A 12,847-nucleotide genomic window follows, 5' to 3' on the forward strand; every position below is an offset into this window, starting at 1 on the left:
AATAAAAAAGCCGCTTTGAAATAAAGCGGCTTTTCAATTTTAGCGAGAGTTCTAGCTTTAGCCTTTGATAGCTAATACCTCTTTACGTTTTTTGAGCATGATAAAGCCAAAGCAAGCAAAATAAAGCAGGATAACGAGTGCGCCTACCCATTGGATTTGTAAGAAATCCAGCTTGAATAACATGGTTAGGGCACACAATGCGACTAGGTTACCTAGGATATAAGGCACTTTACCTAGACGTTTGGGGGTGAGTTTTAGATTGTCGCTATATAAGCGTATAAGTGAGTCTAGTGAGTTAATCACAAAAGTGATGCCGACAATAACCATAGATATGCCAACAAAACCAGAACTGTCTAAGCCATTCTCATGGTAGAAGAAAAGTACGCTAAACCATGTGGCAAGAGGAATAGATGGGAAGATAAGCAAAGCTGCTAGTACTTGCCATGTGCGCAAACCACCTACAAAACGTGATGTAAACTGCCCAATCATAATGCTCCAAGCAAACCACCAGAAAAGATAAAACTCGTGGTAATCATTAAGAGGCAGGACAAATTTATGAATATTAACGAAATAGTTACCAATTAGATTAGCGGCATCAAGCATTTCGTTTGGACCCATAGCAGCAAGTGACCACATAACAGCAATCAGAGCAAGGAAGAGCCAAGTGGAAGCCAAGCTTAAAATTCTAACGTACTTGATATCCGTGCTTGAAAAAATTGCAGCAATAATAACGACGAATACTATGACATAAAAGGTTGTCACAATACTGCCTTCTTCGCTTAGTTCTGGAAGGTACCAAGGTAGGTTGGATAATAGCAGGTAAGCCGTGAAGGCACAGGTTCCAATGATGACAATGTTATTGATGAGTTTCACAAAAGGAATTTCAAAAAAACCAACTTTTGGTTCAATCACGCAAAAGTAGAAGCTGGTTAAAAAGTAGAAGCCCCAAATAAGAAAGCCCCAATAGGCAAACTCGATTGCGAGTGGGTTACTAAAGGCATATTCAGGGCTAGCTGCATGATCGGCATAGCCTGCGAATTCAGTAAGCGGGAACATGATAAGCCCAACATCTAGACCAGATGTGAACAAAATAGCGATAAAGGTAAAGGTTTTGACTGGGGTGACCCCAACACATTTCAAATTGCCCCAACGATAGAGACAAAAGACGATTGCGAGCAGAGTAAAAATAATACCTGCACTCAATAAGGTGTTCATAAACACTCCTAGCAGTTAAGAAACTTGGTTACTCAGTGCTTACACTAATCAAGAAAGAAATGACTTAATCTTAAGCAACTGATTGAATTTTCGTTGTTTTTTTTATTGAATGGTTGTTTAATTAAATGATTGTTTAATATAAAAATCGCACTGACTAAATTTAAAGTCAACAAAGAGATGGGCGATATGGCCCATACGTCGTTTTCAGTGAGTGTGAAGGGGGGATTCAGTATAGTTTCCCCAAAAAGGGCGTAATGATATAGCAAGAGGGTTTATTAGCAAGTACAGAAGTGAACGTGATTATAGTTAAACTCGCACTAGGAAAGTTTTTGTTTCCTAGCTTATATTAGCAATAGTAGATTTAACGTATTTCTCCTATCATCTTGCTTATAGAAGCTGATAATGAATCCTCCTGCCTTAGAGTATGGATAAAAGCTTCTAGATTCCTTAACAGTGATATGCTGTTTTAAAACTAATTGGTTTATATATTTTATCGAGTTTCTCAATTTTAGGCTGAAATTATGATGCGTTCTTTTGTGGTTTTTATTGCTTTGGTGTTTTGTGTGAGTTCGGCGGTTGCCTTTGATCTTAAGTCAGCTAAAAAGGGGTTAGATAAAGTCAAAGAACTTGATCTTGATGGTGATAAACAGATCAATCTTCATGAGTTTAAAAAAGCGGGTGGTAAAGAGAAGTACTTCAAAAAAGCGGATTCAGACAAAGATGGTTTTATCAGCATTAAGGATGCTAAAAAACAATTAAAACGTTTGTACTAACTTGTAAGTTTCAAAGGTAAAAACCTTTGTAAATCAGGTTTTTACCTTCTTAACTTTTTTAGCTAGTACCTAGCTAATATTAGACAGGCTATCATCTTAAACCCATGAGGTTAGCCATGACTATATCTTCTTGGTGTCTTATCTCATGTGCCATTTTATGGGCTATATCTTGGTCTGACTGACAGCATGAAAGCTTAATAGGATCACATTCATTTTTTGTCATATTGACAACTTCTACCAGTAACTCCTCTATGTGTTTAGTGAGCTCAGCTTGATTCATGTCCTTTTCAAACTCTGCCATTAGATTTGTTGCAGTTTTCTTCGCAAGTAATTTAATCGACATTTCATCCTCCTTAAAATTTTTAACAAAATGATAATTTGGGTATAGACCTCTTCTCATTATAGTCAAAGATTTTCATCTTATAGAAAGTGATATTCGAATCAGTATTAGTTATTGATGGTAAAAAGAAGAAAAACTGGTTAGATAAAGTAGGTTAATTCTACTTAAATCTAGTTATTTGATAGATTAAATTAGTTGTTTTAAGTGTAGCCACAAAAGGGGAGTGAGCAACCATGAAAGCTCACTCCTTTGCAAAAAAATAGGCTCTGATTACACTTTTACACGCACTATATCTAAAAAGCCATAGGGCTTGGTGGTGTGTCCATTTGATCCTGTGAGGTAGCTTTTTTCCAAGTCATGGGGGCGAAAGAGGTTAAGCAGTTTAAGGTTAAAGCGTTTAAGATAGGCACTGATTTCGTTTTCCTTAATACCATTAACAACAGGTTCTCCCATACGTTTTAAGGATGCTTTAAATTCTTCACTACCTCGATAAGTCTTGTTTTCTAAAATTTCGTGATAGGCATAGTCAAAAATTAGTTCTGAGCCAGTTTTAAACTGAGTAATGACTTCAACAACATTATCAAATGCTTTTGGCGATATAAAATATGAAACACCGTCAATAATAAATAGGGTTTTGACATCAGGTTTAATACCTTGATCTTGCAGCCACTGGCTTGTGAATTCATCTTTTCCATCTTCAAAATCTGCAGCGCAATAGGCTAGGTTATCAAGGTTTAATTGGCGCTTATCGATAAGTGTCTTTTTTCTCTCTAGTATCTCTGGGTGGTCAATCTCGAAAATGCGAGTTCTCGTTAGGTGTTCTTTATAGCGATATGCTCGAGTATCATAGCCTGCACCTAAAAACACGAGTTGTTGAATATTGCCTTGTGATAACGATTCTTCTAACAGATCGTCGATGGCACGAGATTTTGCAACTATATAGGGAAAGCCCCCAGGAATCTTTTTAGCGTAAATTGATTTTAATGTATTTCTTACCACTGGAAGGTTTAGTGCATATCTAAAAGGTCTAGGTAAAAATAGTTCGGCTAAATAATCTCCCGCCTGAAGTTGTTTATCTGTTTCTTTATTGCCAATTGTTCTAACTAGGGCCATCACTTCTGCCGATGACATTTTTGAAAATTTAGACATGCCTGACTTCCTCTCTTATTAATCAATGGAGACAGTCTAAATTTTGAGTCTTAAGTGAATATTAAATTTTGAGCTTGTGAATTAGCTGACACTTTATTGACTTAAGTTTGCATATCTATATCTCCCACAATTAAAACTTTGAATAACTAAAAAAGCTTGTATAGATTGATAAATGACACGTCATGTTCTTACTTTAGATGATGAGGATAGGGATTAGATAACGCATGTTTGTGTTTGAGAAAGGATAGGTAAACTTCAATGAAGAAACTATTTGAGTTAGATAATCGATTTAATAGGGCGGTAGTAATTTTATTTTACAGTTTGGTTTTTAATGCAAATGCCAATACTGAGCCTATGCCAGAGCAAGAAGAACTTGCAGGAGAGTTTAAAAAGCAGAGCCCTATAAGCTTAATTCAACGTAAGGATGTGAATGGGGTGACTTGTGTACAATGCCATGGATTAACTGGCCATCCTACCATTTCTGAAACAAGCTTAAAGCAAGTACCTAATTTAGCCGGTCAGGATATGAGTTACCTTTATGATCAGCTCATCAATTTTAAATCTGGCTATCGAGTTACCAATGAAATGAAGGGCTCTCTCAATCAGTATACAGATGATGAGTTGCAATCTATTGCGCATTATTATGCCGGTCAACCTATTGGAACATCTCAAGCGATTGATGTGAGTTTGGACCCCCTAAGACATACTCAAAAAGAAAATGATGCATGGGCTAAGCTAGGCGCAATTTTATATTTAAAAGGGGATGACAAACGAGGGATCGAGGCCTGTCAAAATTGTCATGGGGTTTATGGTGAAGGTCGAATTATTGGTTTAGATAAAGCGCCTAAATTAACAGGGCAACATGCTAGGTATGTTCGTATGACCCTAGAAAGCTATAGCAAGGGTAAGCGTACGACGGACAATTTATTTGATAATCCTATGCAAATGATTAGTCAAAAACTGAATGAAAAAGATAGGCGACATTTAGGTGCTTATATTCAGAAGCTTAAACTTCCTGAGTCTCATACTAATTAACTAATCTTTCTTGATACATAAAAAACGCCCATTAAATAATGGGCGTTTTTATTTTTTCAGTTGCTTAGCTGTTTGCTAGAGCTTTAATTCTGTCATCCAGTGGTGGATGGCTTGCTAACAATTCACCCAATGTCGGGCGCTTACCAGCGTTAATGCCAAATGCCATCATGGTTTCTGGCATATGGGATACTTCACTCTCTTTTTTGATACGGATAAGTGCGGCCATCATGTCTGACTTGCTTACTAATTGCGCACCTGCGATATCAGCCTTGTATTCACGGTAACGCGAGAACCACATGACTATCATAGAGGCCAAAATACCGAATAAGATTTCGAAGATGATGGTGGCAATATAATAACCCCAACCTACACCGCCTTCATCATCTTTACGTAAGAACTGATCAACCGCATAGCCTGCAATACGGGCAAAGAACATAACAAATGTATTTACTACACCTTGTATTAGGGTCAGGGTAACCATGTCGCCATTTGCAACGTGACCAATCTCATGGCCAAGTACCGCTTCGATCTCGTTAGGTGGAAATCTATCCATCATACCTTGAGAAACAGCGACTAACGCATCATTTTTATTCCAACCTGTAGCAAAAGCGTTGGCATCATGGCTTGGGAATATTGCTACTTCAGGAGTTTTTATACCTGCTTTATGAGCTAGTTGAGCAACTGTGTCTAATAGCCACTTTTCTTTATGGTTAGCAGGAGAGTCTATTATCTGAGCTCTGGCACTCATTTTTGCCATTTTTTTAGAAAGCAGAAGCGAAATAATACTGCCAGTAAAACCAAATACAGCACAAAATGCGAGTAGTGAGCCAAGGTTAAGGCCATCATTTGAAATGTATCTATCTACACCTAAAACACTGAGTACTATGCTAGCAACTATCAACACGGCGATGTTGGTGGCTAGAAATAATAAAATACGCATTACATTGCTCCAAAAATTAATCATGGCGATAACGCCTGTTGAGCTAATCATATGGTCTTCGTAAGCTATTTCAAGCCTAAATTGCGGATTTTGAGTAAGATTCATTTTGGCCAGTTTTAACGCTTATGCTCACTTATTATCAATAGGTGCTGATGAGAATAGTGAGTTAAACATAGTCTGATGAATAAAATTATTTGTTATCTAAACTAAATCTAAACCAATCCTTCTAGGTGCTTTGTTAGGATTTGCGATCATCATAACTAACAACAGAAATTGTTTATAAAACACTAATTAGGAATATGCCCATGAAATTAGTTGTACTCAGTGTTGCTTTGATAGCTATAACTGGCTGTTCTAAAGGCGATTTAGCCGTTGCTTCAAGCTCTATTTCAGATTATCAAGGTAGCGGGTTTATTAGCCAAGGTCCTGCAAAAACTACCGTAAAAAGCTTATATGAGTGTGAGAGAGGGAGAGCACGAGTTGCTGGTGTGGGAGAAGTGGAAGATGTGCAAGGTAATTTCTGGGTTGTGCCAGGTGTAAATCACTTTAAAACAGCACCAATCAGTACAGATCTTCATAATGAATGTACAGGTTATCGCCCTGAAAGTTTATCCCAAGTTAATTTAGATGCGGTTCCTGTAGTTGAAATTGATGCAGATGGAGATGTGATTACAGGCTATATCTTTGCAGATAACTACTTTGAACTCTATATCAAGGGGGTCATGGTTGGAGTGGATTCAGTACCTTTTACTCAGTTCAACGCCAGTGTGGTTAAATTTAAGGTGAAAAAACCTTATAACATAGCTGTTAAAGTGATTGATTGGGAAGAAAACCTAGGGTTAGGGACTGAGAGTAATAGGGGAAGTGATTACCATCCAGGAGATGGTGGCTTTATCGCAAGCTTTAGTGATGGCACTATCACGAATGCTGATTGGCAGGCTCAAACCTATTACACCGCACCTATTTATGATTTAACGTGTCCTGTTGAGTCTGACAGCCTTCGTTATTCAAAAACGTGCTCAACAAAAGGTGTAGATAACGGATCTAATGCCTATGCTATTCATTGGAAAATACCAAGCAATTGGCAAGCGCAATCGTTTGATTCAACAGATTGGCCTGCTGCAACCACTTATACAGAGTCAGTGATAGGTGTTGATAATAAAAAAGCTTACATGAATTTTAGAGAGAAGTTTGCAGGCGCTGGAGCAGAGTTTATTTGGTCAACCAACGTGGTCTTAGATAACGAAGTGTTGTTAAGATATCAGGTTAAATAATCAAATAAGTAAAAAAATGGCTTCACTACTTTGTTGAAGCCATTTTCATTTCTAGCTGGAAGAAGCATGAGACAAACTATTTTAGTTGTTGATGATAAGCATAATGTGCAACAGCTGTTGGCCGAGTTTTTAACAGGTCAAGGCTACCAAGTAAGGCTTGCAACAAATGGAAAAGATGCACTTGTCTCTATAAAGGAAAAAACGCCAGATCTCATTTTATTAGATGTCATGATGCCTTTCATGGATGGCTATGAGTTCATTAAAGTCTTGCGTAAAACGAGCAATTTGCCTGTCATTATGATCACAGCTAAACAACATGAAAGTGATTTAATTAAAGGTTTTGAGCTGGGAGCTGATGATTATGTGATTAAACCTTTTCGTTTAAGCGAGTTATTAGCAAGGCTTAAAGCAGTATTAAGGCGGTCGGTTAGTTATGATGTAATTAAAACAAGCCATATTTACGCAGGTCTTAAGTTAGACAAGTCAACAAATGAGGTTATCTATCTAGAGGCTCAAATCATACTGACAGCTAGTGAATTTTGTTTATTAAATTTATTGGTTCAGCGTGCTGAGCAAACCGTTAATAAAGCTGATTTATGCCGTTACTTGATTGAAAATGGTAACACAGGGCTTGAATCCACTTTGAAAATTCATATTCGTAACCTGCGATTAAAACTAGCTGAAAATACTAACAATGCTTTTGATATTAATAGTGTATTTGGTGTCGGTTATCGGCTAAGTGTTATGACAGAATGAAAATGTCTCTGAGAATTAAGCTAACGCTAAGTTACTTCGCTTTAACGAGCTTTACTGGCATTGTGATATTTCTACTTATCTATTTAACGTCTGATCAAAGATTAAAAAGCTTAGTTGATCAAGAACAACAAGCTGAGATCATTGCCGAAGTGATTAATTGGTATGAAATTGAAGGTTCATGGCAAGGGTTTGAAGAATACTATATAAACTTACATCCATTAAAATTTGATAATAAAGTTAATCTAGCTGGGCGAAACTCGACCAAAAAGCCGCTTGAGAGGCCAACTAAAAGGCGTATAAATCAGCATGGTATTTTGGATGCAGATAAAAGAGTACTAAAGCAATTTTTAACTTTCTCCACTGGCGACACTCCTCCTGATGTCTACCTCACCAAGATTAAACCGATAGAAATAGATGGTAAGGTGATTGCTTGGTTAGTGCCAAAAGATGGTAAGGGTATTAGCTTACAATCAGAGAAGAAAATCTTTTTTGAGCATACAAATCAAGTTCTTCTGATAGCTGTAGCGACAGCGTTATTTGTTGCGGCAATCTTAGGGGGAATATTAGCAAAATACTTGCTAAGACCAATCGAGGCACTAACAAAAGCAAGTCAGGCCATGGCAAAAGGTGACTTGAAACAGTCTGTTGTAAAAACGTCTCGTGATGAGCTCGGTGAATTAGCAGAAAGCTTTAATAAAATGAGTGCTGAGTTAGCTCTTGCAGATATTAAAAGGCGTCAAATGACAGCCGATATTGCTCATGACTTAGGGACGCCATTGCAGGTGATATCTGGTTATATAGAAATGGCACAAGATCTTAATTCCCCTTTGGACTCCTCTAAACTAGATATTATCTCTGGTGAAATTGGTCACATAAAGCGACTTTTAACCGACTTGAGCGTTTTATCGGAGGCAGATGAACAAACCCTAAGTGTTATTTGTACCGAGGTGAATTTAGTAAAACTCTTTTCACGTATAGAAGGTGCTTTCCAAACGCAATGTCTGAGTGTAGGGGTAAGCTTTAAAACAAGTATTGAGCATGGTTTATCCTCTGTCTTATTAGATGAAGAACGTATGGTCCAAGTATTAAGTAATCTTGTGAGTAATGCTTTACGTTACAGCCAAGTTGACGGTGAAATTGTGTTAAAAGTGAAGCGTGAAAAGGCTTATTTGATAATAGAAGTGAAGGATAATGGTATCGGTATTGAGGCAAAGCACTTACCCTTTGTTTTTGATCGCTTTTATCGGGTTAGTCATAGCCGTAGTAGTGAGAGTGGCCATATGGGTCTTGGTTTATCTATTACTAAAGCGCTGGTGGAGTTACAAAATGGTGTAATAAAAGTCGATTCGGCTGGCATAGGTAAAGGTTGCAATTTTCAGATGCGTTTTAAGATGTTTAATATGGGGAAATGAGCAATAACATTCAAGAAACTACCTAATTTATGCTTTATTTTAGTGTTTAAATACAAAATAGGTAATGAGGGGTAATGAGTTTGGAATTAACACAAATATTGGCATATATGACGGCACTCGCTATCGCAGCGGCTATTCCCGGGCCAGGAATAACGGCACTTGTTGCAAGAAGTGTTAATAGCGGAGCTGGTGCAGGTTTTGTGATGTTATTCGGTTTGATTCTGGGTGACTTAACTTATTTATCTTTTGCTGTATTTGGTTTAGCCCTGTTAGCGAGTAGCTTTAGCTTACTATTCGTCTTGGTTAAATGGGGGGCTCTTTGCTATTTGTGTTATCTGGCATATTGTTTTTGGACAGCAGAGCATCAAAGCCTAGAGAGCCAAGCTGAACCTAAGAAAAAAGATTATATTAGCGCAGCTATTTCTGGCTATACCATCACATTAGGTAATCCTAAAACGATTGCTTTTTATATGGCACTTTTACCAGTCGTGATTGATTTAGAATTGGTAAATATCACGACTTGGGCTTTTGTATTGGTGCCTAGTACCATGCTTGTTCTACTTGTGGTGGGTGCTGTTTTTATTCTTGCCGCTATGGCGGTACGACAGGCCTTGTCGAGTAAAAAGGCACAAACTCTGTTACACCGAGGTGCTGCAACAACTATGTTAGGCGCTGCTGCTAGTATGTTCGTTAGAGAGTTCTAAGCTCTCTTTTAACTGATTGAGTGTTTGATCATACTTTTTAATAAAGAGATAGTTGAGACCTGCTATGGATTGGAAGCCTAAGGTATAGGCTATTTCTTTAGTGTTATATCCCTTCTTAATGAGGTTAATTGCAAACTCACATATCACCTGATCTAGACAGCTTTGGAAACTCGTATCATGGGATTTTAATAATCTTGATAATGTTTTTGTTGTTGTTCCTAATTGATCAGAAATATCTTTTAGGCTAGGTTTTTTACCTTTGTAAATATTGTTTCGGATAAGTTTGTTTACACTTAATACACAGCCTTTGACGCTTTTATAATAGTTTGATTTCTTTAAGAATTTATCGCGATTTTTATTAAAGAAGGTTGGATGTTTCATTATGGAGGGAAGGGGGAGTAACTCTTTTTTTATTTTTATAGATCTTGAATGTTTATTCGGTTTATTTGCTTTGTATATGAAGGTTTTGCTTTTTATTATATGAAAATCAGCTTTAAAGAAACGAATATACTTCTCTAGCATAAGGCATGATAATTCAAGAATATCGTCATTGAACTCTTTAAAAGTTCCTGGATTTTCTATAATAAATTCAATTTTTTCAGTACTTATTTTTTCCAATTTGAAATCAAAACTTGGCTCTAGAATACAGAAAGCATTTTTAATCAGTTCTAGCCCTTCTATCAGGCTGGGCGCAGAGAGCAAAGTGAAACCAAATCCACCTAAATCAGATATGTTTAGGTTTTCTTCTAACACGTTAGCAAGCTTTTCATCCGGAGCTAAATATCGTTTTATTAGCACAAGAGATTTAATGAGAGTTTCAATTGTTATTTGGTTATGTTCATTTTTAAGGTCGTTATAACTAAAATTACAAGTGCGATATAACTCGTCAAGGTTTAAATTATTTTTCAAATAAAAGTTATGTGCCATGTTTAGCGCATAAGTTGATATTAAGTTGAAGGATAAATGTTTCAAATCTTATCTCATCGAAAATATGTTTTTATAGCTCGTCGTCTTATTATTTATATAGCTTTCTATTTTGAAAGTAAAATAAAATATTTATTAGATATATTTACTTCTGTAAAAGTTTAAGTGTAAAAAATGAGACCGCTTTCTTTAAAAAGTGAGACTGATTCGTTTTGTCCTTTTTCTTATGTTTGTTGTCTTTATTCTTTGTTGTCTTAAAGGCTTTTCTGAATGGATACTTTGACTTGCAAGTTGGCGCTAGGTAAATCTGCTCACACAAATAACAAAAATTAAGTGAGCCCCTAGAGCTTTGCATAACGATGAACATTATAGATGGATGATAATAATGAAAAAAATAGCAGTGTTAACGTCTGCAGCTTTGGCTTCGCAAGTGGGTTTTGCCAGCAATTTGTTGGATGAATATTTTAATACGCCTGAAAATGGTGGAACCATTACTTACTTTGAAAGCCAGAGCTTTGGCAAATCAAGTAAGGGTAGCGATTTTGATATGTGTGATAGCTACATGAATAAGAGAATATCAGGGGATAAGATTACTTCGATTACGGCATATAGCGGAGATGAGCGAATCAAAGGGCATAAGATTCAGTACTTATATGCCGACGATGAACTAGTCGGCAAGACGGATGGCAGTGGTACAGAAAAACTTTTAGGCGGCACTGAATACATTCAGGGTTGGCGTATGTATAAGAAGAATGCCGACAATATTTCACGTATTAGATTATATGTTGAAGACATGCATGATGGTTCAACCCGTGAATTATATTTTGGCTCTAATAATGGCTGGGATAAATGGCAATCCTATGATCTAGCGATTGATACACGCTCAGTGGTTGGTTTTGCAGGGACAACGAGCGACAGTAAAATTTGGAGTATTTATCCATGTATTGGCGATAGGCTTGACCTTGAGGAAGTCGGAGTTGAAATACACTGGGATCGTATTACAGATTATTCTGGCACCAAAACCTACTTTGGGGAGCGTTTACTACAAAACTCATCAAGCCTGATACAAGGTGATACTGCAGAAGTTTGGTATGTTGATGGTAAAAGTCAAAGTGATACTTGGACAGAAACTTTAGGCGTTTCAGCAACCGCAGGTGTCAGTTTGACTGAAGGTTATAAGGTGGGTGTGCCTGGTACTGTAGAGCAAAGTGGTTCGATTACTTTTAGTTTCTCAGAAACTTTTAGTGCTTCTACCACAGTGGGAGAAAGTACGACCACAAATGAGCAAACCACAGAAAAAGAAGCTATGCCAGCTAATGTCCCTGCCTATGGTCTTATGCTTGCTAGAATGGAGGTGCAGAATAGTGAAGTTGATATTCCTTATACGACGACAGTACTAAACCCTCATAATAATGAAGAGTTTGAATTTGAAGGTGTAATATCAGGCTCTGATTATTCCAACGCGATAAAGCGCTGGGATGAGATTGGTAAAACTTATCCTGACAGATATGAAATTTATGAAAGCTATCAATGGGTGCTAGATCAATATGCACTAGAGAATGTCACTATTATTGATGACCCAGTCATTGAAGAGTAAAGACTAGTTCTCGTTTTAACAGGGCGTAGCGATTGCTGCGCCCTTATTTGTCTTTTTAGGTCTAGATAGCGTCCTCTTTTACCCTTTGGCTGACATCATTTTTTCGGTACTTTAACTTGTGTTAAATCCTTAAGGTGTGATTGGAGATATAAATGCTAAACATGAATATGAATAAACAAGGAGATGCAATAAATCAGTATTGCCCAAGATCAGGTAAAGATGTAGTTTCAAACTCTTATACACTTTACCGTGGGTATACCGTTGGTTTTTGTAACCCGGGCTGTCGTGATGATTTTCGAGACAACCTTAATGAAAGGCCTAAAGATAGGGCTTTTTTCGATAAGTTAATTGATAGTTTAATGTAATAAAGTCGAGTGCCTAAGTCGCTCATCAAGTAAGAGTGATTTATTAATTACATTATACTTAACCACACAAAGCGCCTTTTCATGGCGCTTTTTATTTTTACTCTCAAGCCTTTCTTTAATATGGCTAAGTTTTTCTAGCATGCTAGGGAAGTCGTAATTAGTCTAAAATGATATTAGTCAAATTGTGCTTTAGTTCAATATGGCAAGATAGGCGCCAAATCTATAAGTGATATTTATTGAAAAATAAAGTTTCGTCCCCATTTTATTAGGGCTACAAGATATAACGTAACTTTTGATATGAGCTGACACAAACGGCTGTATTTTATTTTCATGAAATCAACCATGTTTTTGATGGTGTTTAGA

The 12,847-nt window shown here is 37.0% G+C and carries 13 protein-coding genes; 8 read left to right on the forward strand and 5 right to left on the reverse strand.

Annotated features, from left to right (window positions below; all coding sequences use genetic code 11):
* Positions 1–57 precede the first annotated feature (57 nt).
* A complete protein-coding gene (locus tag TW85_RS10830) occupies positions 58–1,215 on the reverse strand; it encodes a BCCT family transporter (protein WP_046017140.1) in 1,158 nt (385 codons plus the stop codon).
* A gap of 521 nt (positions 1,216–1,736) precedes the next feature.
* Here TW85_RS10830 and TW85_RS10835 point away from each other — a divergent pair.
* Positions 1,737–1,988 carry a hypothetical protein gene (locus tag TW85_RS10835; protein WP_046017141.1) on the forward strand — a complete coding sequence of 84 codons (252 nt, stop codon included), beginning with the start codon at positions 1,737–1,739 and terminating at the stop codon, positions 1,986–1,988.
* Between the two features lie 91 nt (positions 1,989–2,079).
* Here the strand turns inward: TW85_RS10835 and TW85_RS10840 are convergent, their stop codons facing one another.
* Together TW85_RS10840 and TW85_RS10845 are read right to left on the reverse strand one after the other, a co-directional pair.
* Positions 2,080–2,331: a hypothetical protein gene (locus TW85_RS10840; protein ID WP_046017142.1), complete on the reverse strand. Its 252-nt coding sequence runs from the start codon at positions 2,329–2,331 to the stop codon at positions 2,080–2,082.
* A gap of 267 nt (positions 2,332–2,598) precedes the next feature.
* A complete protein-coding gene (locus TW85_RS10845) occupies positions 2,599–3,477 on the reverse strand; it encodes an SAM-dependent methyltransferase (protein WP_046017143.1) in 879 nt (292 codons plus the stop codon).
* A gap of 258 nt (positions 3,478–3,735) precedes the next feature.
* On the opposite strand from TW85_RS10845, the gene TW85_RS10850 reads away from it, so the two are divergent.
* The gene (locus TW85_RS10850; RefSeq protein WP_046017144.1) at positions 3,736–4,512 is read left to right on the forward strand and encodes a c-type cytochrome; all 777 of its coding nucleotides are present in this window, start codon (positions 3,736–3,738) and stop codon (positions 4,510–4,512) included.
* Between the two features lie 64 nt (positions 4,513–4,576).
* Here TW85_RS10850 and htpX read toward each other — a convergent pair whose 3' ends face one another.
* Complete coding sequence (gene htpX / locus TW85_RS10855) at positions 4,577–5,452, reverse strand: protease HtpX (protein ID WP_084616275.1); 876 nt, start codon at positions 5,450–5,452, stop codon at positions 4,577–4,579.
* A gap of 305 nt (positions 5,453–5,757) precedes the next feature.
* On the opposite strand from htpX, the gene TW85_RS10860 reads away from it, so the two are divergent.
* From TW85_RS10860 to TW85_RS10875, 4 genes are all read left to right on the forward strand, one after another.
* Positions 5,758–6,726: a hypothetical protein gene (locus tag TW85_RS10860; protein ID WP_052702100.1), complete on the forward strand. Its 969-nt coding sequence runs from the start codon at positions 5,758–5,760 to the stop codon at positions 6,724–6,726.
* 66 nt (positions 6,727–6,792) lie between these two features.
* The gene (locus tag TW85_RS10865) at positions 6,793–7,482 is read left to right on the forward strand and encodes a response regulator transcription factor (protein WP_046017145.1); all 690 of its coding nucleotides are present in this window, start codon (positions 6,793–6,795) and stop codon (positions 7,480–7,482) included.
* Positions 7,479–8,894, forward strand: coding sequence for a HAMP domain-containing sensor histidine kinase (locus TW85_RS25455; protein WP_052702102.1), 1,416 nt, complete (start codon positions 7,479–7,481; stop codon positions 8,892–8,894). Before TW85_RS10865 ends, TW85_RS25455 begins: the two co-directional genes overlap by 4 nt.
* Before the next feature lie 74 nt (positions 8,895–8,968).
* Complete coding sequence (locus tag TW85_RS10875; protein WP_046017146.1) at positions 8,969–9,598, forward strand: LysE family translocator; 630 nt, start codon at positions 8,969–8,971, stop codon at positions 9,596–9,598.
* Here TW85_RS10875 and TW85_RS10880 read toward each other — a convergent pair.
* Positions 9,560–10,525 (reverse strand): AraC family transcriptional regulator, encoded by a 966-nt coding sequence (locus tag TW85_RS10880; RefSeq protein ID WP_046017147.1) that lies wholly within the window; start codon positions 10,523–10,525, stop codon positions 9,560–9,562. The genes TW85_RS10875 and TW85_RS10880 overlap by 39 nt on opposite strands.
* A 382-nt stretch (positions 10,526–10,907) precedes the next feature.
* Between TW85_RS10880 and TW85_RS10885 the strand changes: the two genes are divergently transcribed.
* Positions 10,908–12,119, forward strand: coding sequence for a hypothetical protein (locus tag TW85_RS10885; RefSeq protein WP_046017148.1), 1,212 nt, complete (start codon positions 10,908–10,910; stop codon positions 12,117–12,119).
* Between the two features lie 152 nt (positions 12,120–12,271).
* Complete coding sequence (locus TW85_RS10890; RefSeq protein WP_202904852.1) at positions 12,272–12,484, forward strand: hypothetical protein; 213 nt, start codon at positions 12,272–12,274, stop codon at positions 12,482–12,484.
* The last annotated feature ends 363 nt before the right edge of the window (positions 12,485–12,847 follow it).

The sequence above is a fragment of the Marinomonas sp. S3726 genome (genome assembly GCF_000967665.1).
Classification (GTDB): Bacteria; Pseudomonadota; Gammaproteobacteria; order Pseudomonadales; family Marinomonadaceae; genus Marinomonas.